The organism is Salinibacter ruber DSM 13855, from assembly GCF_000013045.1.
In the GTDB taxonomy this organism is placed as follows: Bacteria; Bacteroidota; Rhodothermia; order Rhodothermales; family Salinibacteraceae; genus Salinibacter; species Salinibacter ruber.
On record NC_007677.1, the window covers coordinates 2,822,461 to 2,844,637 of the forward strand.

Annotated in this window: 17 protein-coding genes; 10 read left to right on the forward strand and 7 right to left on the reverse strand. The window is 67.5% G+C overall.

Annotated features, from left to right (window positions below; translation table 11 throughout):
* Positions 1 to 42 precede the first annotated feature (42 nt).
* The 8 genes from SRU_RS11955 to SRU_RS11990 all read left to right on the forward strand — a co-directional run bounded on the left by SRU_RS11955 (position 43) and on the right by SRU_RS11990 (position 14,005).
* Positions 43 to 1,671 (forward strand): cation:proton antiporter, encoded by a 1,629-nt coding sequence (locus tag SRU_RS11955; protein ID WP_011404996.1) that lies wholly within the window; start codon positions 43 to 45, stop codon positions 1,669 to 1,671.
* The gene (locus tag SRU_RS11960) at positions 1,668 to 3,245 is read left to right on the forward strand and encodes a cation:proton antiporter (protein ID WP_011404997.1); all 1,578 of its coding nucleotides are present in this window, start codon (positions 1,668 to 1,670) and stop codon (positions 3,243 to 3,245) included. Before SRU_RS11955 ends, SRU_RS11960 begins: the two co-directional genes overlap by 4 nt.
* A 113-nt stretch (positions 3,246 to 3,358) precedes the next feature.
* Positions 3,359 to 5,569 (forward strand): APC family permease, encoded by a 2,211-nt coding sequence (locus SRU_RS11965; protein ID WP_011404998.1) that lies wholly within the window; start codon positions 3,359 to 3,361, stop codon positions 5,567 to 5,569.
* A 168-nt stretch (positions 5,570 to 5,737) separates the two neighbouring features.
* Positions 5,738 to 7,873 carry an amino acid permease gene (locus tag SRU_RS11970; RefSeq protein ID WP_011404999.1) on the forward strand — a complete coding sequence of 712 codons (2,136 nt, stop codon included), beginning with the start codon at positions 5,738 to 5,740 and terminating at the stop codon, positions 7,871 to 7,873.
* 440 nt (positions 7,874 to 8,313) lie between these two features.
* The gene (locus SRU_RS11975) at positions 8,314 to 11,781 is read left to right on the forward strand and encodes a PAS domain S-box protein (protein ID WP_011405000.1); all 3,468 of its coding nucleotides are present in this window, start codon (positions 8,314 to 8,316) and stop codon (positions 11,779 to 11,781) included.
* A 164-nt stretch (positions 11,782 to 11,945) separates the two neighbouring features.
* Entirely contained in the window at positions 11,946 to 12,803 is an 858-nt protein-coding gene (locus tag SRU_RS11980) for a shikimate dehydrogenase (protein ID WP_011405001.1), read from the forward strand.
* A 171-nt stretch (positions 12,804 to 12,974) separates the two neighbouring features.
* Positions 12,975 to 13,574: a hypothetical protein gene (locus tag SRU_RS11985; RefSeq protein ID WP_013062510.1), complete on the forward strand. Its 600-nt coding sequence runs from the start codon at positions 12,975 to 12,977 to the stop codon at positions 13,572 to 13,574.
* Between the two features lie 44 nt (positions 13,575 to 13,618).
* Positions 13,619 to 14,005, forward strand: coding sequence for a hypothetical protein (locus tag SRU_RS11990; protein WP_011405003.1), 387 nt, complete (start codon positions 13,619 to 13,621; stop codon positions 14,003 to 14,005).
* A gap of 58 nt (positions 14,006 to 14,063) precedes the next feature.
* Here the strand turns inward: SRU_RS11990 and SRU_RS11995 are convergent, their stop codons facing one another.
* The 3 genes from SRU_RS11995 to SRU_RS12005 form a co-directional block, all read right to left on the reverse strand.
* Complete coding sequence (locus SRU_RS11995) at positions 14,064 to 14,486, reverse strand: OsmC family protein (RefSeq protein ID WP_011405004.1); 423 nt, start codon at positions 14,484 to 14,486, stop codon at positions 14,064 to 14,066.
* Between the two features lie 101 nt (positions 14,487 to 14,587).
* On the reverse strand, positions 14,588 to 15,049 hold the full coding sequence (locus tag SRU_RS12000) for a hypothetical protein (RefSeq protein ID WP_011405005.1): 462 nt from the start codon (positions 15,047 to 15,049) through the stop codon (positions 14,588 to 14,590).
* Between the two features lie 99 nt (positions 15,050 to 15,148).
* Positions 15,149 to 15,886, reverse strand: coding sequence for an SDR family NAD(P)-dependent oxidoreductase (locus SRU_RS12005; RefSeq protein ID WP_013062511.1), 738 nt, complete (start codon positions 15,884 to 15,886; stop codon positions 15,149 to 15,151).
* 253 nt (positions 15,887 to 16,139) lie between these two features.
* Here SRU_RS12005 and SRU_RS12010 point away from each other — a divergent pair, with 253 nt between their 5' ends.
* Complete coding sequence (locus SRU_RS12010; RefSeq protein ID WP_011405007.1) at positions 16,140 to 16,622, forward strand: CBS domain-containing protein; 483 nt, start codon at positions 16,140 to 16,142, stop codon at positions 16,620 to 16,622.
* 72 nt (positions 16,623 to 16,694) lie between these two features.
* Here SRU_RS12010 and SRU_RS12015 read toward each other — a convergent pair whose 3' ends face one another.
* From SRU_RS12015 to SRU_RS12030, 4 genes are all read right to left on the reverse strand, one after another.
* Entirely contained in the window at positions 16,695 to 18,536 is a 1,842-nt protein-coding gene (locus tag SRU_RS12015) for an ABC transporter ATP-binding protein (RefSeq protein WP_011405008.1), read from the reverse strand.
* A 108-nt stretch (positions 18,537 to 18,644) separates the two neighbouring features.
* Positions 18,645 to 18,950 carry a hypothetical protein gene (locus tag SRU_RS12020; protein WP_148278439.1) on the reverse strand — a complete coding sequence of 102 codons (306 nt, stop codon included), beginning with the start codon at positions 18,948 to 18,950 and terminating at the stop codon, positions 18,645 to 18,647.
* A gap of 284 nt (positions 18,951 to 19,234) precedes the next feature.
* Entirely contained in the window at positions 19,235 to 19,879 is a 645-nt protein-coding gene (locus SRU_RS12025; RefSeq protein WP_043552537.1) for a nitroreductase family protein, read from the reverse strand.
* Positions 19,880 to 20,051: 172 nt separating this feature from the next.
* Positions 20,052 to 20,651 (reverse strand): TetR/AcrR family transcriptional regulator, encoded by a 600-nt coding sequence (locus SRU_RS12030; RefSeq protein WP_011405010.1) that lies wholly within the window; start codon positions 20,649 to 20,651, stop codon positions 20,052 to 20,054.
* A 271-nt stretch (positions 20,652 to 20,922) separates the two neighbouring features.
* On the opposite strand from SRU_RS12030, the gene ilvA reads away from it, so the two are divergent.
* Entirely contained in the window at positions 20,923 to 22,137 is a 1,215-nt protein-coding gene (gene ilvA, locus SRU_RS12035; RefSeq protein ID WP_043552539.1) for a threonine ammonia-lyase, read from the forward strand.
* Positions 22,138 to 22,177 lie beyond the last annotated feature (40 nt).

A 22,177-nucleotide genomic window follows, 5' to 3' on the forward strand; every position in this document is an offset into this window, starting at 1 on the left:
TGATGTCCGTCCGGTCCCTCCCTCCTCGACAGCCCCCCTCGCATGGTCGAGTTCGAGCTGCTCCGAAGCTTGGGCATCATGCTGCTGGCCGCCCTCGGGGTCGTGCTCGTAGCCCGGACTGCACGCGTGCCCAACATCGTGGCGTACATCGGGGCGGGGCTGTTGCTCGGCCCAGCCCTCGGGGTGCTGACGGTAACCCATACCATCGAGCTTATCGCCGAGTTCGGCATCATCCTGCTCCTCTTCCTCGTAGGGCTGGAGCTGAGCCTCGACAAGATTAAAGCGGTGGGCACGACCGCCTTCGTAGCCGGGGGCGTGCAAATGGGCGGCACGGCGCTCGGTGGGGGCCTGCTGGCAGGGCTCGTCGGGGTGCCGGTCGTCGAGGCCGTCGTGGTGGCCGTGGCCATTATGTTCAGCAGCACGGTCGTGGTCGTCAAGATGCTCGAAAAGCAGAGCGACCTCGACGCGCCGTACGGGCAGATTGCCGTGGGCGTGTTGTTGGTGCAGGACCTCGTGGTGGTGATGGTGCTCACGTTCGTGGCCGGCCTCGCGGGGCCCGGCGAACTCGCGTGGGCCGACGTGGCCCGGGGCCTCGGGCAGGCCTTCGTGGGAATGGTGCTCCTGGGCGGCCTCATCGCGGCGGCAGCCCGCTACGTGCTGCCGCCGGCCATTCAGTGGATTTCCCGGATGACCGAGGGCCTGTTCATCTGGAGCCTCTTCTGGTGCTTCCTGGTGGTGCTGGGGGCCGAGGCGCTGCACCTCTCGCCCGAGCTGGGGGCCTTCCTGGCCGGGATTGCGCTCGCCCAGCTGCCGCAGTGCCACGAGCTGCGCCAGCGCGTGCACCCGCTGATGAACTTCTTCATCATCGTCTTCTTCGTGTCGCTCGGCCTGCAGATGGAACTGGGGGCGGCCCTCGCGCGGTGGCCCCTTGCCCTCGCGCTCGCGGCGTTCGTGATGGTGGTCAAGCCGCTGCTCTTCTTTGGGGTGCTGCCCCGGCTGGGGCACGGCGAAGAGACCTCGTTCCGGACGGGCCTCAGTCTCGCACAGATCAGTGAGTTTTCGCTCATCTTCGGCGCGCTGGCGCTCTCCTCGGGCCTGATCGACGAGGCGCTCCTGTCGGTCATCACGCTGGTCGGCCTCGTCACCTTCGCGCTCTCCTCGTTTCTGTTGCTCTACAGCGACCGCCTCTACGCCGCCGTGAAGCCGTATCGGCCGCTGGCATGGCTCGGGGCGCGGCAAGAGGCCCCTGCCCCTCCGCCGGACGGGCTGCAGGGACACGTCATCGTCGTGGGCCTGAACACACTCGGCCGCTGCCTCGTCGACCGGCTGACCGCGGCCGGCGAAACGGTCGTCGCGGTCGACACCGACCCGGAGAAGCTCGCGCGCCGCTCCGTATCCACCGTCCACGGCAACGCCGTCCACGAGACGACACGGGAGGCAGCCGACTGGGAGGACGCCAAGCTAGTTGTTTCGAGCCTCAGCATCGAAGGCACCAACAACCTGTTGGCCTACCACGCCCAGCGGGCCGGCGTGCCGTGCAGCATCCACGCGTTTGATCGCACCAGCGAGAACAGCCTCCGCACCTTCGGGGTGGACCACCTGATTCGGTCGAAGCACGAAGGGGCCCGGCGCCTGCTCGATGAGCTCAAATCGAGAGCGGTGTTGTCATGACGGAGCTTACCATTCTTCTCGGCCTGGCGGCCGCCGGGTACGGGGTGTCGCACTGGACGCAGCTTCCTGCGATCCCGTTCCTGCTCATGGGGGGCCTCGCCCTGAACGCCACAGGGGCCGTGGGCGACGCCGGATTCGTGGAGGACGTTTTGTTTTTGAGCGTGTCCATCCTGCTTTTCGTCGCGGGGACGGACCTCAGCCTCACCCGCGTTGGGCCGTTCAAGAAAACGGCGTTCGTGATCGGCGTCGCGCAGTTCGCAGGCCTCGCCGCGGCGGCACTGGGGATTGCGTACGGGCTCGACTATGCCCTCACCGACGCGCTCTACCTGGGACTAGCCCTGGCGGCCAGCTCTACGATCGTGGGCGTGCGCCTTCTCCAGCGCCGTCAGCAGATGTTTGAGCCCTACGGGCGCACGGTGCTCGGCGCACTGCTCCTGCAGGACGTGATCGTCGTGCTCCTTTTGCCGCTGCTCGTCCGGCTCCCAGACGGATCGGCGGCCGTGCTGGGCAGCCTGGGCGGGACGATCGTTCTCCTCGTGGGGGTCGGGGTCGTGATGAAGGGCGTGGTGCCACTCCTGCTCAAGCGCGAGCTGGACGCCGAGACGCAGCTGCTCGCGGTCCTCGGCGTGCTGTTCGGGTTCATGGGGGCGGCGGCGTGGCTTGACGTGCCCCTCTTCGCCGCCGCCTTCCTCGCGGGCGTCTCGCTTTCAGGGTTCCCCTTCAGTGGCATCGTGCACAGCGAGATGCAGCCGCTCTACGACTTCTTCTCGGCACTCTTCTTTGCGTCGCTCGGGGTGGCGGCCCCCCAGCCGGCCCCTGTCCTCTTCGGCCACGCGGCCCTTTTCGCGGGAGCGGTGCTGGTGCTGACGCCCCTGATTGTCGCCGTCGTGGGGGCGTGGGCCGGGCTTGTGGCCCAGTCCGCCCTGGAGAGTGGCCTCCTGCTCGCCCAGACGAGTGAGCTCTCGCTGGTCGTGGGCCTGCAGGCCCTCGTGGCCGGCCAAATTGGGGGGGAGGTTTTTTCGGTGATCGTCCTGACTACGGTCTTCACGATGATGCTCACCCCGCTGCTCACGAGCGAGACGGTGGTGTGGGAGCTCGTGCGGTGGCACCCTTCGCGTCAGTCAGACGTTCTGTCCGAGGTACCAAGCAACCATGTGCTCGTCGTGGGCGGCGGACGAAGCGCCCGCCCCCTGCTTCGGCTGCTTCGGGAGTCCAAATACGAGGCCGTCGTGGTGGACGAGGACCCCACCGTGGTGGATCGCCTCCGCGACCAGGGCGTGCGCTGTGTGCGCGGCGACGGCAGCGATCGGGCGGTTCTGCTGAAGGCCGGGGGGGCGCAGGCCCGCATCGTAGTGTCCCTTCTCCGTAACCCAAAGGCCGTCGAGTCGTTGCTGGACTACGTCGGCGACACCGTTCCCATTCTGGTGCGCGTCTTCGAGGATCACGAGGCCGAGTGGGTTGAGGCCCGGGGCGGGACCCCCATCCGCTTCGCCCACGCGGCGAGCGATGCGTTCATGGAGTGGTTCCGGCGGGCGCAATCGGCGCGGAGCAAGCAGCCCCCCTCGGGGACGTAGAACCTCCGTGTTCGTAAACACGTTGCGCGAGGCCCAAATACGCTCGGGGGAAATGTGCCTTCGCGTCCCACGGATCACTTCATCCTGCTTCTTTTCGGAATCTCATCGCGTCAATGGCCAAGGAACTGGAGCGCGATCTCGGCCTGCCCTCGGTGCTAGCCATCAGCATCGGGGCCATGGTGGGCAGCGGCATCTTCATTCTCCCCGCCCTCGCCATGAAGATGGCGGGCCCGGCGGTCGTGCTGGCCTACCTCCTGGCCGGGGTGTTGGTGCTGCCGGCGGCCCTGAGCAAGGCGGAGATGGCCACGGCGATGCCGGAGGCCGGGGGCACGTACGTCTACATTGAGCGCGGGATGGGCCCCCTCCTCGGGACCATCGCGGGCATTGGCACCTGGTTCTCCCTCTCGTTCAAGGGAGCGCTCGCGCTCGTCGGTGGGGCGCCTTACATCGTGCTCCTGTTCGACGTGCCGCCCCAGGCGCTGGCCCTGGGCATTGCGGGCGTGCTGATCGTGGTGAACCTCTTGGGCGTCAAGCAAACCGGGCGCATCCAGGTGGCCCTGGTGGCGGTGATGCTGGCGGCCATGGTGTGGTTCGTGGGCGGCAGCCTCGGCGACGTGGACCCGGTGCGCTTCGAGGGCTTTTTTGATGAGGGGATCGGGGGGCTACTGGCGGCCACGGGCTTCGTGTACGTCTCGTACGCCGGGGTGACAAAAGTGGCGAGCGTGGCCGAAGAGATCGAACACCCGGACCGCAACATTCCGCTGGGCCTCCTCGGCTCGCTCGCCTTCACGACGCTGCTCTACGTGCTGGTGGTCACCGTCATCGTAGGGGCGGCGCCCACGGCGGGCCTTGCCGGCTCCTCGACGCCGGTGGCCGACGTGGCGGGCAGCACCCTCATTCAGTGGGGCGTGCTCGTGGTGGTCGCGGCCGCCATCCTGGCCCTCGTGAGCACCGCTAATGCGGGCCTCCTCTCCGCCTCGCGCTACCCGTTCGCCATGAGCCGCGACAAGCTGGTGCCCGACGCGCTCCAGCACGTGAGCGACCGGTTCGACACACCGACCACCGCCATCACGGTCACGGGCGGCGTCGTGCTCGCCATGATTGCGTTCGTCCCGATCGACGACATTGCGAAGCTCGGCAGTGCCTTCAAGATCCTCGTCTTTATTCTCGTCAACCTCGCCCTCGTCGCCTTTCGCGAAAGCGACCTCGACGACTACGAGCCCGCGTTCCGGGACCCGATGTACCCGTGGACGCAGGGGGTCGGCGTGCTTGGGGGCCTCGCCCTGCTCAGCCAGATGGGCCTGGTGCCGCTCGTGGGGGCCGTTCTGATCACCGGGGCCGGGGCGCTCTGGTACGGGGCCTACGCCCGGCGCCGCGTGGGGCGGGAGGGCGTGGTGCGGGACGAACTGCGGCGCCGCGTGGGGCAGCAGGCCGCCGAGCGCACCCGGGTCGCCCTCGATACCGGCCAGCGGGCGGACCGCGTGGTCGTAGGGACCACCGAAGACCTGCGGCCGGACCGGGAGACGGCGCTGGTGGAGGTCGGGGCCGCCCTCACCGGGGCCTTCGAGGGGGGCCTCACGGTGGTGCGCTTCGACGCGGTCCCCGACCAGTTGCCGCTCGACTCCGCCGCCGAGGTGCAGTCCCCCGACGATGTGGACTTCGAGACCCGGATGGACCGCTTTGGGGCGTCGGTGGACGGGCCGTTCGAGTACGGGGAGGTCGTCAGCCACGACGTGCGCCACGCGGTGGCCAACTTCGCCCGGCACCACGCGGTGGACCTGCTGGTGCTGGAGCGGACCCTCTCCGCCGACCGCTCCTGGCTGGACGAGCGCGACCTGGACTGGATCTCGCGCCACTGCTCCGCCGACCTCGTGCTGGTGGAACCGACGCCCCTCGCGGTGCTCGACCGCATTGCCCTGGTGACGGACAACGGGCCCTTCGATCCCCGAAAGGTGGAGCTGGCCAACGGGCTCGCGGCGGCCGCCGGCGCGAGCCTCGTCCTGGGGCACGCCGTCCCCGCCGACGCGACCGAGGACCAACGCGCCACCGTCCGCACCTACCACGAAGACCTGATGGGCCTGTGCACGGTGCCGGTCGAGTCGAACATCGTGGGCACGACGACACCGGCAGCGATGGCGCGGGCCGTGTCCGCCGCCGACCTTGTCGTCGTGGAGAGCGACGCGGCCTGGTGGGCCCGTCTCCTGGACAACCGGGAGCCGCAGCGCATTGCGGGCGCCTTCGGCGGCCCCGCCATCGTGGTGCGGCCGCAGCAGGCCGAAGGCCCCAGCCCGGTGCGCCGCCTGCTCGAACGGGTTGCGTTTTAACGTCTGCGAGGGGCTGGACCGGTCGCTCGGCCGACGGGGTCCTAATTGCGGGCGCGCGGACCGGTGCCCTTGGGAGAGACTCGTCAAGTTTTGGGGAGGCGGGGAACCGTGCCCCCCGCCTTGGTCCTTTACGTCAACTCATTTTCCTCTGATTTGCCCGCTACAAATATGGCTTCGGGCTCCTCGGACCTTCAGAAAACCCTCACCCTCTACGACGTCTACTCGATCAGTACGGGGGCAATGTTCAGCTCCGGGTTCTTTCTGCTGCCCGGCATCGCGGCGGCGGAGACAGGGCCCTCGGTCATCCTCGCGTACCTGGTGGCGGGCCTGCTCATCCTGCCGTCCATGTACAGCATGGCGGAGCTGTCGACGGCCATGCCCAAGGCGGGGGGGACGTATTACTTTCTCGACCGGGCCCTCGGCCCGCTCGCGGGCACGGTGGGCGGCCTGGGCACCTGGCTCGCGCTCGTCTTCAAGAGCGCGTTCGCCCTGATTGGGATGGGCGCCTACCTCGCCATCTACGCCGACGTGCCCATCAAGCCCCTGGCGGCGGCCCTCACGCTGGCCTTCGGGGTGCTCAACGTCGTCGGGGCCAAGGAGAGCAGCCTGCTGCAGCGCGTGCTGGTGACGATCCTGGTGGGCGTGCTCGGGTTCTACGCCGCACAGGGTGTCCTGTCGGTCTGGGGCGGGCAGAGCGCGGTCGGCGGGGCGGCCGGCGAGTTCACGCCCTTCTTTACGGAGGGGGCGCGCGGCTTTCTCGCCACCATCGGGATCGTCTTCGTCTCGTACGCCGGCCTGACGAAGGTGGCCAGCGTGGCCGAGGAGGTCAAGAATCCGGACCGCAACATTCCCTTGGGCATGGGCCTGTCGCTGCTCACGGCCACGGGCATCTACGTCGTGGGCGTGGCCATCATGGTGGCCATCCTGCCGGCCACGGACCTCCACGCCGACCTGACGCCCGTCTACACCTCCGGCGAGGTGTTCTTCAACTGGCTCCCGTACACCCTGGGCCCGATCCTGATCGTCGTTGCGGCCGTCGCGGCGTTCGCCTCCACCGGCAACGCCGGCATCATGTCGGCCTCCCGCTACCCGCTGGCCATGGCCCGCGACCGCCTGCTGCCCGACGGCTTCGCCCGGATCGGTCGCTTCAACACGCCCACCCGCTCGATTGTGGTGACGGTGGCGCTCATGCTCGTCATCATCTTCGTGCTCTCCGAAGAGGGCGTGGCGAAGCTGGCCAGTGCGTTCCAGCTCCTGATCTTTGCGCTCCTCAACTTCGCGGTCATCGTGATGCGGGAGAGCGAAATCCCGTCCTACGCGCCCGGCTACCGGTCGCCGCTGTACCCGTGGGTGCAGGTGGCGGGCATCGCCATTCCCTTCTTCCTCATCTCGGAGATGGGGACGCTGGCCATCGTCTTCACGGGCGTGGTGGTGCTGGTCGGCGTGGGCTGGTACTTCTACTACGCCTCCGACGTCCCCCGCGAGGGTGCGATCTTTCACCTCTTTGCCCGCCTCGGCAAGCAGCGCTACGACGGCCTCGACCGGGAGCTGCAGACCATCCTTGAGGAGAAAGGGGTGGGGCACGACACCGCGTTTGATCGGCTCGTGGCCGAGTCGGATGTCATTCACCTCGACGAGCCGGTTCCCTACGCGGACGTGGTGGAGGACGTGTCGGGCCGGCTGGCGGAAGAGCTTGGCCTCTCGACCGAAACCCTCGAACACGGGTTTCTGGAGGGGGCCCCCTACAGTGCCGTTTCCGTCTCCCACGGGGCCGCCCTTCCCTACTGTCGCCTCGACGGGATCAGCGAGTCGAAGATGGTGATGGTGCACTGCCAGTCCGGGATCTGCGTCGACCTGGAGGACGAGATCGAAGAGCTGGACCGCTCCGAGCCGGTCTACGCCTTCTTCTTTCTCGTCAGCCCGAAGGACGACGAGGGCGAGCACCTCCGCACGCTGGCGACCCTCGCCAACCGGACCGACGAGGAGCAATTCCTCGTCGAGTGGCGCGCGGCCGCCGACGAGCAGGAGGTCAAGGAGAGCCTGCTCCACCACGAACGCTACCTGACGCTCAACCTCCTGTCGGGGACCAACACGGACGAGTTTATCGGCCAAACCGTGACCGACCTGAACCTGCCGGCGGGCGTGCTGGTGGCCCTCGTGCGGCGCGACGGACAGATCACCGTCCCCTCCGGGGCGACGCGCCTGGAGGAAGGGGACCGCGTAACCATCATCGGCAATCCGGCGGGCATCGACCGGCTGTACGAACTGTACCGCGCGGGCGAGCAGGAAGGGGTCGTCCAGTAGGCACGCGATGCAGTCTCGTGGACGCCCGGGCGAGGCATGTCCGCCGCCCGCCGTACAGGCCGCGCCCGAGCCTACGACCGCCCCTGCCCTTCTCGGAGAACCCGCCCTGCGACATATACACATGGGGCCCATCTCGGCGTTGCCCTCTCATCCCGCCACCGCCAAAAAGCCCTCGGCGGAGAAGGCAGGGAAACGTCCACTTTCCAGTTTGGCATGTTTGTCGAATTCCGACTTGACTTATCGGGCATGTTTTTTGATAGTACTGTTCCCCCAATCACACGAAAGACCTTAGGGCTCGTGTGCCCGCCCCAAGACTCGGCTCTCGTCAATGCCCCTCGGCACAGCGCCTCGGGGCCGTCGGGAGGCCCTGGACGCCAAAGCCCCAACGCAAAAAGCCGTTTTCGGGAACAGACTGACCTTGCGACTTCACTCCTTCCCCCGTGGATGACCTCTGGCAGCAGATCGTTTCTCCCTTTCGTCTTGAGGACGACGCTCTTTCCCAGGAAGAGCGATCACGGGTTCAGGATTTTCGGCTGCTGACCCTCTTGGGGGCTGTTCTCATTCTCCTCTTCGGCCCCCTCTACGCGGCGACCAACCCGGACGCCGTGGATCCGCTTTGGGCTCGGCTCGGGGTGGCCGGCCTGCTCGGGGCCCTGGTCCCGGCCTCGTATCTGTCCCGCCACGTGCGCCACCGCTTCGTCTCGTGGCTGCGCGGCGCCCTTTTCATCGTGCTGGTCTGGTTGGTCGCCACCACCACGTTGAACCACTTTGCCGGGGAGTTTGCCGTCGGCCTTCTGCTGGGCTACACGATCATCGTCGCGTTCGTGGGGGTAAGCGCGCAGTCCGGGCGGCCGGTCACCTGGTTTCCGGCACTCAGTCTCGCCCTGGTGGGGGGCGGGCTTGGCGTCTCCTACGTCACGGGCCCCGGCCCCCAGATCAACCCGCTCATCCTGCTGGCCGGCGTCGCGGGCATCTCCCTCGCGGAGGGGGTCGCCATCCGTCGGCTGCTCTCAACACGGCGGGCCCTGCGCAACCGGGAGGAGCAGCTCCACGTCATTACCGGCAACGTCTCGGACGGCATCTACCGGTCCACCCCTGAGGACGGGCTCGTCTACGCCAATCAGGCATTCGCCGAGCTGTTCGGGTACGAGAGTCCCGAGGCCATCCTGCAGGCGGACTCCGCCTCGTTCTACGCCAACCCGTCCGACCGGCAGCGCCTGCTCAAGGAAGAGCACGAGGCCGACGGGCTCGATCAAATGGAGGTCCGCTTCCGCCGAAAGGACGGGACCCCGTTCATCGGGCTCGTCAGCAGCACCGTGGTGCGGGACGCGGACGGGAAGCCGCAGTACTACGACGGGGCCGTTACGGACATCACCGAGCGCAAACAGCGGCAGCGGCGGCTCCGCGTGCTGTCGGAGGTCGTGGAGCAGGCCGACGACGGCATTTTGGTAACGGCCCTGCCCCGAAATGGAACCCCGACGTTTGGGGACCTCGCCTTCGCCAACGGCGAGCCCGACGCCCTCGTCTCGAAGAACGGATCCTCGGGGGACGGCGCGAACCCGCCCATCGTGTACGCCAACCGGGCGTTCGAAGAGATGACGGGCTACCGGGAGGAGGAGCTGCTCGGGCGCACCGTTGAGGTGTTGGAGGGCCCCGAGACCGATCCGTCGGTCATCAATGCCCTTCAGGACGCCGACCGGGACACACGGGGGTGGGAGGGGGAGACGATCAACTATCAGAAAGACGGCACCCCGTACGTCGCCCACTGGAATACCACCTCCGTGCAGGCCGAGGAGGCGGAGGTGGAGTACCGTGCCTCCATCCAGCGGGACGTCACAGACCGGCGCGAGATGGAAGAGCGCCTCCGCGACCAGCGGAGTCGGCTGCGGGGCATGGCCAACAGCATTCCCGGCGTCACCTACCAGTTCTACGCCCGTCCGGATGGGACACGCGGGTGCCACTTCGTCAGCGAACACGCCGGGGAGGTCCTCGGGCTTTCCACCGACCCGGACGCATTCTACGAACAGTTCGACGACTGCGTCCCCGCGCCCCACCGGGCCCGCTCGCAGAACGAAATTGAGGATGCCATCGAGCAGGAGATGCCCTGGCGGATCGAGCTGCCGTTCGACCGGCCCTCCGGCGACCGCCTCTGGCTCCTCGACACCGCCACCCCCGAACGGCGAAACGGGGAGCTCGTGTTCAACGGGGTCATGATCGACATCACCGAGCGCAAGACGGCCGAGCGCGCCCTCCGGGACGAGCGCGACCGGTTCGAGAGCCTCTTTGAGAGCCTGCCCACGCCGGTTATGCGCTGCACGGTGAAGGACGGCACGAGCTACGTGTCGACCGTCAACGAGGCCTTTGCGCACACCTTTGGGGTCGACCCCGAGGCGGTCGAGGGCGAGAACATCGACGCGACCATCGTGCCGGACGACGCCGAGCAGGAAGGCAGTGCCCTCAACCGCCGCGCGGTGCAGGAGGGGGCCCTGAAGACCGAGGTGCGTCGCCGCACCAAGGAGGGGCCCCGCGACTTTCAGCTCCAGGCGACCGGACGAACCCGGGGGGACGCCCCGCCGGAGATCCACGCCATCTACACCGACATCACCGAACGGACCCGGCTGGAGGAGACGCTCACGTACCGCTCCGAACTCGAAAGCAAGATCGTCGACATCTCCACCCGCTTCATCAACACGCCCATCGACGACCTGGACCGGGAGATTGAGGCCGCCCTCCAGGCCATCGGCGCCTTCGTGGACGCCGACCGGAGCTACGTCTTCCTGTTCGACGACGAGGCGGCCACCATGAGCAACACCCACGAGTGGCGGACCGAAGCGACGGCCTCCACGCAGTCGCGCCTCCAAAACATTCCGTACGCGGAGACGCCCTGGTTTATGGCCCGCATGCGCCGTCGGGAGGGGCCGCTGCGCGTGCCGCGTCTCGAGGACCTTCCCCCCGACGCCGCCGGCCTGCGGCAGCGCCTGGAGGCCGGGAACGTGCAGTCCCTGCTCGTGCTGCCGATGCTGAACGACCAGGACCTGATCGGCTTCGTCGGGTTCGACGCCGTGCGGCAGCAGCGCGACTGGGATGCGGACACGGTGATGCTGCTCCGCGTGCTCAGCGACGCCATCTCCAACGCCCTCCAGCGAAAGACGGCGGAAAAGGAGATGCTGGCGGCCAAGGAGGAGGCCGAAGACGCAAACCGAATGAAGTCCGTCTTTCTGGCCAACATGAGTCACGAGATCCGGACGCCCCTCACCTCGATCATCGGCTTCGCGGAGGCCATCGGGGACGAACTCGGGGACGAGACGGCGGGGCCGGTCCTGCGGTTCGCGCAGCTCATCGAGAAGAGCGGGAATCGGTTGCTCGAAACCCTCGACGGGGTCCTCAACCTCTCGAAGCTCGAGGCGGGCGAAATGGATCTCACGATCGAGCCCGTCAACCTTGCCGTGCAGACCGCAGAGACGGCCGACCAGTTTGCCCCACAGGCCCAGGCGTCCGGAATTTCCCTCCACACGGACCTCGACGACGCCCCGGTGTGGGCACGGGCCGACGAGGGGGCGGTGCACATCGTGCTGCGCAACCTCATCTCCAACGCCATCAAGTACACCAACGAAGGGGGCGAGGTGGAGGTGCAGGTGCGCGACGCCGGAACGGCGGCCGTGATGGCGATAGAGGACACCGGCATCGGCATGAATCCCGAGCAGGTCACCGACCTGTTCGAGGCGTTCCGACAGGCCTCTGAGGGACTCGGCCGCGAATACGAGGGCACGGGCCTGGGACTGGCCGTCACCAAACAGGCGGTCGATCACATGAACGGCTCCATCGACGTGGAGACGGAGAAGGGCGTCGGCACGCGTTTCGTCGTCCGCCTGCCGACGGCAGCGTCCCCTTCCGATCTGTCTCCGTGATCCACTCGGGGGCGCGGCCCGTTCTGGGAAGGGCGCCCGCGGCCCCCGCAACGACCGGACGGCCGCCGGATTGACTTTACCGCCCAGATGCCCATTCTTCAGACCCTGCCGCGTGCTCTCGTCGCGGCCCCCCCTCCTGCGCCCTGAATTAACCGCCCCCCTCCGTGCCCCTCGACGCCACGACCCAACTCGTGACCCTCCTCGGCCACCCGGTCGAGCACTCCCTGTCGCCCCGCATCCACAACACGGCCTTCCGGGCACAGGACGTGAACGCCGCCTATGTGGCCACGCCGGTGCGGCCGGAGGCCCTCGGCGACGCCGTGGCCGGGCTCCGGGCGCTGCAGTTCCTCGGGGCCAACGTGACGACGCCCCACAAAGAGGCCGTGCTGCCCGTCCTCGACGAGGTGACGGAGCGAGCGCGGGCCGTGGGGGCCGTCAACACGATCGTCCGGGACGGCGGCCGCCTGCACGGCGACAACACGGACATTGCGGGCTTCCTGCGCCCCCTGGAGGAGCGCGGGGGCGACGCCCTTGAGGGGGCGCCGATGCTCGTGTTCGGGGCCGGCGGCGCCGCGCGCGCCGTCGTCTACGGGCTCCTCAGCCACTACCGGCCGGAACGCCTCACGATCGTGGCCCGCCGCCCCGACCAGGCCGAGGGGCTGGCCGCCGACCTGGCCGCCCACGACCCCGACGGCGCCCTCCGGGTCTCCTCGTTCGAGGAAGCCGCACTGTCGGTCCGGACGAGCCGGCTCGTCGTGAACGCGACCCCACTGGGCATGGCGCCGGACCGCCGCGGCCAGACCCCCTGGCCGAACCCCGTGGACTTTACTGCCGATCACGTCGTCTACGACCTCGTGTACACCCCCGAGGAAACCCGGCTCCTGCGCGAGGCGGCCGCCGAAGGGGCAACCCCCATCGGCGGCCTCGACATGCTCGTGGAGCAGGCCGCCGCGGCCTATCGGCAGTGGACCGATCGCGGCATGCCCCAGGCGGCGGTGTACGATGCGCTCCGTGCCGACTGACGACGGGCGGCTCGTCCCCGCCGTGCGGCCTCCTCCTCCCTGCGGCCACGGGGCGCTCCCTGCCCCCCGGCCGACGACCCGCTTATCACTGAGGCCGATTGGCCGCTTCTCCTCCGGCCGATCTCGGCCTCGTTGTCCCCTCCCTTCACGCAACCGCCCCGTTCCCTCCACATGATCGACGCCCTTCCTGCGGACGCCCTGCGCACGCGCTTCGACCCGTCCGACTTCGGGTTCGAGACGACGGACGACCTGCCCGCCGAAACGGAGGTGGTGGGGCAGGACCGGGCCGTCGAGGAGGCCGATCTTGTGGCGCTGGGCAAGACGAGCACGCAGAGCAGCCGGCGGCGCCTCGGGACCACCAGTGAGGCCCTCCTGGCGGAGCCCTCCACGCCGGTGCTCGTTCTCCGACGCGCGCCGCGACGCCGCCCCCCGCCCTCCGCATACTACGACGGTTCGGAGACGGCCCAGCAGGCCCTGCGCACGGCGGCCGGGCTCGCGGATCGGGGCGTCCCCCGTACGGTGTTTCTGCCCCCCGGGGACGAGACGACGACCGAACAGTTGCGCGCGGAGGTACACGAGGTCCTCGGCGCACCCCCCGCACGGGCCCAGGTGCCCCCCCTCACGCCGGCCGAAGTGGACCGGCTCGCCGCCCTTGCCCGCCGACGCGGCCCGGGGCTCTTCGTGATGCCCGGCACCGGCTTGCCACTGGTCGACGCGTCCCTCCAGCGCTTTCTGTATGAGCTGGACCGCCCTCTGCTCCTGGTCCGGTAGCCCTGCCCTGTCCCTGTCTTTCCGTTCGACAACGATTCTTTCCTATGAGCACCGTCATTCGACTCTCCCTCCGCCCCGCCGACGATGCGAAGGTCGTTCCCCTGGAAGTGCTCCGCGACTTCGCAGACGTGCGGGCCGGCTGGAGCTACCTGGAAGAGGACTCGCAGCACTACTCGAAGCTCAAGGAGGCCCCGGGCCTCATCCTGCGCCACCGCGCCGACCGCGCCCACTACGTCGACCTGGGGTTCGTGGAGACCGCCCCCGACACGGTGCAGCTAGCCGTGCTGGACCGCCCCGACGCGGACACGCCGCTGGCCCCCGACGACCGGGCCGACCTTCTCGACGCCTTCCTCGACGCGATGCGCAACTACCTGAGCGGCCGGCCCGACCACGTCCGCCTCGACGTAAATCGCGACGCGGCCTCGTCCTGATTGCTTCTCCCGCCCGGCCCTGCTCGAACCGTAGGCGGCACCGTCCGTCCGGACCGGCTCAGGACGCCGCCCCCCCGCCTGGCCAGTGGAAGGTAATCGGGACCTCAATGTCCGGGTGAATGCTCTCGTCCACCGGACAGTGACGGGCGGCGCGCTCCACACGCTCACGGGTCTGCGCGTCGAGTGCAGTCGGCATCGTCACGTCGGTCCGGAGCGACGCGATGCGACGCGGATTGGACGCCATCTCTTTCTCGACGGAAATCTCGATGCCGTCGAGGTCGAGGGCATGCTTCTCGGCCTGAATGCCGAGGATGGTCGCGATGCAGGTGCCCAGCGCCGTGGCCACCAGGTCGGTCGGCGAAAAGGAGCGGCCCTCGCCGTGGTTGTCCTCCGGCGCGTCGGTGGTGAGGGTCACGCCGGACGGCCCGTGCTCGGCCTCGCAGCGCAAGTCCCCGATGTAGTCGGTGTCAATCTGAACCATCGGTTCGCGGCGAGCTGATTGAAGGAGCCAACGAAGACACCCCCGAAACGGAGAGTCCCCGCGTCGGATTCATCGCGGCCCGGGTCCCATTTGTGCCCCTCCTACTCTCTCCATCGCCGATCGGTGAGTTCGCGCACGTCTGTTTCCGAAATTACGCTCCAGTACGGACTGCTCAGGGTGTTGCTTTGCGTGCGGTTAAAGGTGGCGCGGAGGAAGAGGGCCTTGTCGGCGTCGGGGTCCGCTCCCCGAAACGAAAATCCCCCCCAGTGGAGCACCCAGTAGGCCCGAGTGGGATCCATCCCAAGCTGGCGCCCCACGAGGTCGGCCAGATATTGCAGGTCGTCGACCGTCGACGGCCCTTCGTTCTCCGCCAGTTCCCGGAGCACGATGGTGTGCTCCTCCTCGTCGTCCGGCGGGCCGGGATAGACCTGCACCTGCACGGTCCCGGTGCGGCTGTAGCTGCGCCACGTGAGGGTCGTATCGGTCTGCGGCTGCGCGGCGGCCGGCCGGAGGAGCACAAGCCCAAGGACCCCGAGGACGAGAATTCGGCAGAGCCCCCTCATGAGGACGGCGACGATGGATGAGACGACTGGTTCTCATCCCGTAGACACGTGCCCGCCCCTGTTTGTAACGTGCAGCCCCTGTCCCGTACAGTCCCCGCCCTACCACGGGATGCGCTCTCGGTCGCGGAAAAAGCCCCCGCTCGGGCCGTCCTCGGGGAGCGTCGCCAGCCAAAGGGCCGTGTCGGCCCCCTCCTCGGGCGTCCGCGGGGCCGCCTCGCCCCCCATGCGGGTGTGCACCCATCCCGGCCCCATCGAGTTGACCTTCACGTCGGGCCCGTCGGGCAGCGCATTGTCGAGGGTCATCGTCAGGGCGTTTAGGCCCGCCTTCGCGGCCGAGTAGGCGGCGTGATTCGTATCGAGCCCTTCCCCGAAGGACCCCGATCCGGACGACACGTTCACGACGCGGCCGTAGCCCCGCTCAATCATGTCGGGCACAAAGGCCTTTACCAGCAGCCACGGGCCGCGTGTGTTGACCGTCCACGCCTGGTCGAGCTGGTCAATTGAGACACCCAGCGCGTCGCCCTCCGGGTAGACGCCCGCGTTGTTGACGAGCGCGTCGACCGCCACGTCATCCGCGTCCAGACGCTCCTTGCAGGCCTCAATCGAGGCGGTCTCAATCACGTCGAGCTGCTCCACGCGCACCGACCCGCCGCGCTCCCGAATGGACGCCGCGGCGTCCTCGCCCGTCTCCTCATCGCGGGCGCCCATGACGACGTGCACACCCCGATCAGCAAGGCCTTCACAGATCGCGAGGCCAATGCCACGGTTGCCCCCCGTGACGAGGGCCGTTCGGTTGGTATCCATCTGGTCGAAAGTGTATTGGATTGCGGAAGGCATGCCCGGTACGAATGAGGCGCAAGAACCCAGGTTCGGGCAATTCTTTGCGCGCCCGGCGAAGCGATGACGGACTCACCGTCTTGCGTCGGGGTGCACTTCTTTTAATTTTACATAAAGTGTTATATTTCTGACAATCGAGGAACGGCACCGTGGTCTTCCGCGAATCTTACGCCCATTAAACGAATCCTTTGTTAATCGTTGGTAAGAAAACGGCCGCAACGCAACTGCCCCCTAACCAGCCCGCCCCGGTACCATGAATCCACGAGATGGCCTTCTTGATACCCGAGTGAAAGACATCATTCAATCCAAGTCCGCCCTGGCCGACGACGGCAACGTCCTCACCACGAGCCCCACGGCAACCGTGTTCGAGTGTATTGGTCGGATGGTGGACCGCGACGTAGGCTCCATCGTGGTGATGGAGGGCGATGCCATCGCCGGCCTCTTTACCGAGCGGAATTACATGCAGAGCATCGCCCTGGAGGGCCGCAGCTCGGACGAGACGGAGGTCCAGGAGGTGATGACCGAGGACGTGGCGACCGTCCGCCCCGACAAGCCGCTTGAGGAGTGCCTGCGTCTGATGACGAGGCTCCGGTGTCGTCACCTTCCGGTGGTCGACGAGGGCGGGGATTTGATCGGCATCGTCTCGATCGGGGACGGCGTGAAGCAGATTATCCAGACGGCCCAGAGGGAGACGAGCCGGCTTCGCCAGTACGTCACCGGGACGTACGCCGAGTAGCACCAACTCGGGCCGGGTCGGATCGGCCGCGGCGGTGTCGGATGTCGGGACTGGGGCCCCGCCTTGGAGGGACTACGAGCGTGTCGACGACGACCCGTCCACCGGGGCCGACGTCACGACCGGCGGCTCCGCAGGATTGGGCCGAGCGGACCGATCCGCGTCCCGTCGCTGTAGCGCCCAGAGCTCCGCGTAGCGACCGCCCTCGGCCAGCAGCTCGTCGTGCGGCCCCTGTTCCACCAGTCGCCCGTCTTCCAGCACGTAAATCGTGTCTGCGTTCTCGATGGTGCTGAGCCGATGGGCAATGACGATGGACGTGAGCTGATCGCCCCGTGCGAACAGCCCGTCGAGGGCGTCCTGAATCACCGCCTCGGACTCGCTGTCAAGGTCGGAGGTCGCCTCGTCGAGCAGGAGGATGCGGGCGTCGGTGAGGATGGCGCGGGCGATGGCGACGCGCTGTTTCTGCCCGCCGGACAGCCGCACGCCTCGTTCTCCAATCTGCGTGTCGTAGCCGTCAACCAGCTGCTGAATAAACCCGTGCGCATTTGCCATTTCCGCGGCGTGGCGGACCGCCTCGTCGGGCGCGTCGGGCTCGGCGTACCGGATGTTGTCGGCCACCGTGCCCGAGAAGAGCGTCGGGTCCTGCGGTACGAGGGCCACGTGCTCCCGCAGTGCCTGCAGCTCGAACGACCGGAGGTCGATGCCGTCGACGGTCACGCGCCCCTCCTGCGGGTCCCAGAAGCGCCCGATGAGGTTGGCCACCGTGCTCTTGCCGGCCCCGGACGACCCCACGAGCGCCGCCGTCTCTCCCGGCTCGATGCGGAGCGAAAGGTCCCGCAGCGCCGGCTCGTCGGCATCCGGGTACGAGAAGCGTACGTCCTCCAGCTCCACCGGCCCCACGGGTACCTCTTCGCGGTCGCCTCCGGTCTCGGGGTCGGTGTCGACCAGTTCAGAGAGCCGTTCGAGGGCCGCCATGCCGGCCTGCAGCTTGTCGTTGAAGAACATGACCGACTGCACCGGCCCCTGCAATTGGCGCTGGTACATGATGAACGCCGTGAGCTCGCCGAGCGAAAGGCTGCCGCTCACCACCATCCAGCCCCCAACGAGCAGAAGGGCCCCGGTCCCGTAGTTGGACGTGATATTGATGAGGCCCTCCATCTTGCCCACGTCCTTGCGGCGGTCGAGATTGATGTCGACGTACCGCTGATTGTGCGTGCCGAATCGCTCACGCTCCTGCTCTTCCCCGACGAAGGCCTTCACGACCCGAATGTTGGAAATCGCCTCGGTGGACGTGGCCGTCAGGCGCGCGACCGTCTCGCGGATGCTGCGGGAGGCGGTGCGGAGGGGCTCCTGGTAGTAGTAGGTGACGAAGGCCAGAAGGGGCAGAACCACCAGGTTCACCAGGGCCAGCTTCCAGTTCATCCACACCAGGAGGCCGGCCACCACCAGAATGGCCACGAGCTGGCCGGAGAGGCGGGACGCGGCCGCCTGGATCATCCCCTTCAGCGCGTTCGGGTCGCTCACGACACGCGAGCTGAGGGAGCCGGACTGCTCGTTGGAAAACCGGGACACCGGAAGCGTCAGCAGGTGGTCGTAGGCCTGCATGCGCACGTCGCTCACCACCTGCTGCGTGAGGGCAAAGCTCCAGTACATGCCCCCGTACTCCACGATTGCCCGAAACAGGTAGAACCCGGCGAAGGCAAGCCCAAACCACAGAAACAGCGTGCTGCGCCCGCCGGGGATCACCACGTCGAATGCGTAGCGCACGAACTGCGGCCCCGCCGCCTCCAGCGCCGCCGAGAAGCTGATCAGCAACGCCACTCCAATCACTCGAGCCTTGTACGGGGACAGCACGCCCCAGAGTCGACTCAGGATGGCGAGGGTTGACTCGCGGTCGTCGCGGTCGGAAGCAGCCATAGACGTACAGCGGAAGCGAAGACAGAGGCGGAAACGGGGCGGCGGCGATCCGGCACACGACCCGGAGAGGCCCTGCGCCCATTGGCGTTCTGCCGCCCTCTAGGCGATTCAGTTTTTCGACAAGAGCTTTACGGGCCGCAGTTCGGTCAGGGCGGCCACCATCAGTACATGCTTCCAGGACACCCCGGCCGTCCCCCCCGGGGCCGCACTCGACTCTTGCCGGTGCGTGGCGGCATCCAGCGCGGCGCGGTGCACCGTCTGCTCCACCAGGTGGCTCACGAGGTGCTCCGTCGATACCTGCACCTCCGTTCCGAAACGGCGTCCCTGGTTGGAGGCACCAAGCTCTTGCTCGAAAAAGTCACGAAGGGGAGACTGAACGGTCATGGACTCAAAGGTCAGTTTTGGAGACGGCATGTGTCGATTCAGCGGCCGCGGGGCTTTCTCGGGCCGTGCCGGGGTCCCATTTGGTTCGGTGGTACTGGTTCGATGGTACCGGTGCAGGGTACGTACGCAGTCATCAGAAGCGCAAGCGCCATCACTGTCGGAATGAGGGCGTGCGAAGGGTCTCTGGGCGCTGTGTGCGACGAAGGCCGAAACAAAACGGATCGTGAAGCCAGCGTGGATTCGCTCTTTCAGGGCGTCTGGGAGCAGCAGCCCCTCGGCAAGGGGCCCCTCGCACGCACCGGTCGAGGGACTGCTCAACGGGACGACCCGTTCGCGACGACGTCAGCCGAATCCTCCCACTCGTCCCCAAACACGAACTCGTCGAGGGAGCGGCGGGAGCGGGGCGCCTGCTCGGCCGTCTTCTTGTCGTCGCTCAGCATCTCGGGATCTCCCAAGTACCCCACCGCCAGACCCGCCATCGGCTCAAAGTCGTCCGGCACGTCGTAGGTCTCGCGGGCCACGTCCGCATGGATGCCGGCCATCTGGTGGACGTAGAGGTCCATTTCTTTCGCCTGAAACGTAAGCGCGGCGGAGGCCGCCCCCACGTCGTGGGGCGCGCACCGGTTTGGGCGGTCGTTCCCCGAGAACGTTTCTTTATAGAAGGACATCATCAGCACCGGCGCGTTTTGGGCCCAGGCCTGATTTCCATCGATGAGGCAGTCGAGGAGCCGTTCGTACGCCTCCGGATCGTCGTGCCGGGACGCAACGACGTACCGCCACGGCTGCTCGTTGTAGGAGGACATCGTCCACCGCGCCGCTTCCAGCATGCGCCGGATCTTCTCCGGCTCCACGCGCCGGTCGGCGAATGCGCGGGGGCTCCATCGCTCGCGGAGGAGATCGAGAATGTCGTGGTCGGGATCGGCCGTTTTCGGGTGCTGAGCGGTCGAGGGAGGTGCCATGGAAGTAAGCAGAAGGGCGCAGTGCAGTGAAAGTGGGTCCGGAAGGACTGCCCCGCCGTTCTGGACCATCCGTTTCAGTTCCGTGTCGTCAAAACCTTTTTTGGAACGGGTGTTCCAGATTAAGCCATCACGTTCTTGTGACGCAGTCCGGGCCGGGCCGAAACGCCGGCGATTACGGAGACGCGTCACGGGCCGAACACGTGAGCCCTCGAAGGGTCTCCTCAACGATGTCCTGCACGACCGCATCGGGAGGATCCGTCTTGGCGGTCAGGTGGATGCCGTTGTAAACGTTCGTAAGATGGCAGCCCAGGGCCTTTGCGTCTCGGGACGGATCAACAGCCCCCTCCTCTTGGGCCTGCTCCACGGCCGTCCGGAACAAAGAGCGCATTTTCTCGAAGCTCTCCCGCGCCCGTTTCTGGGTCGACGCGTCCCGCGGGGCACACTCCACCGCCGCGTTGGTCGTGAAGCACCCGCAGCAGCTCTCCGTCGCCCGCTCCGCCACCGTCACGAAGGCCTGCCGGATGCCCTTCAGCGCCGTGGGGGCCTCTCGAAGCTGCCCCCGCAGCCACTCGATGTCCTCCTGGCGGTAGCGGTCGAGCGCCTCCAAGTACAGCTCATGCTTGCCCCCGAAGGCGTTGTACAGGCTGCTACGGTTGAGGCCCAGATGATCGACCAGGTCCTGCACGCTGGTCGACTCGTACCCCTTTTCCCAAAAGAGCTGCATCGCCTGCTCAACCTTCGCGTCACGGTCAAACGTTGGTGATCGGGGCATGAAACGGCGTGCCGCAGGGGGCAGGGCTGTGCTTGGAAGTAAGTTCTATTTTTGGAACGGTCGTTTCAACTGAGTGTTCGGCGGGACTCCCGAAGGCCAGGATGGCATTTCGGGACTCAACGCGTTTGGACGACCGGCCCCCGACACCTATCTTGACTGCTCCCTCCCCGGCGAAGCGTCTGCCGTCGGTCGTTCGCTGGCCCCAAGACGCCGGGCCAGCGACGCCCCCTCCGTGGGCCTCAACTCTTCTCCCATCCCCCGAATTTTGCCCATGTCCGTCACCATCGACGACGTCCGTGCTGCTCGTGAGCGCCTGGACGACCCGTCTGTCGTCCGCAAAACGCCGATCGACTCCTGCCACTCGCTCTCGGAGCTGTCCGGGGCGGTCGCCATCCTCAAGATGGAGCACCTGCAGCGCACGGGGTCGTTCAAGACGCGAGGGGCCTATAACAAACTCGCCCAGGTGGCGTCCGGGACCGTCGGTCGGGTGGTGGCCGCCAGTGCGGGCAACCACGCCCAGGGGGTGGCCCTGGCGGCGACGACGGTCGACCTGCCGTCGACCATTGTCATGCCCCGAAATGCGCCCCAGGCGAAGGTGGACGCGACGCGCGGCTACGGGGCCGACGTGGAGCTGACGGGCGATACATTTCAGGAGGCGATGACTCGCGCCCGCGAACTGGCCCGGGGCGACGACGCGCTCTTCGTCCACGCGTACGACGACCCGGATATCGTGGCGGGCCAGGGCACCCTCGGGTTCGAGCTCTACGAGCAAGTGCCCGATGTCGATACCGTCATTGCGCCGATCGGCGGCGGGGGGCTCATCGGCGGCACCAGCATGGCCCTCGCGGACATTGCCCCGGACGTCCGGGTGGTGGGCGTGCAGGCCGCGGGCGCCGCAACCGTTCCTCAGAGCCTCGCGAAGGGCGTGCCGGTGCCCGTCAACCACCCCGACACCATCGCGGACGGGATCGCTACGGGCGGCGTGTCCGCACTCACCCTGGGGCTCATCGATGACCACGTCGACGAGGTCATCACCGTTACCGACGGCGAAATTGCGCGCGCCATCCTGCTGCTGCTCGAACGAGCGAAGCAGCTGGTGGAGGGCGCGGGCGCGGCTCCGGTCGCCGCCCTGCTGTCCGACAAGCTCGACGTGACGGGCGAGACGGTGGTCCCCCTCCTGTGCGGCGGCAACATCGATCCGGCCCGGCTCCAAGAGGTTCTGGACCACGCCATGGCCGACCGCATCCAACTTCTCCGTCTCCGGGTTCGCATCGACGACCAGCCGGGGAAGATGGCCGATATTTCCCGGCGCATCGCCGGTCAGGGCGCAAACATCCGGCACGTGCGCCACGATCGGGCGGTGCACGGCCTCGATGTGGGGGAGGCGTACCTCGTGTTCGAGGTCATTACCAGTGGTCGGGGCCAGGCCGAAAACACCATCGCGGCCATCGAGGACGACGGCTACGAGGTGGAACGGGTCAACTAGCCGATGCTCACTTGTTTTTCCTTCGTAAAAACGTCCCGGA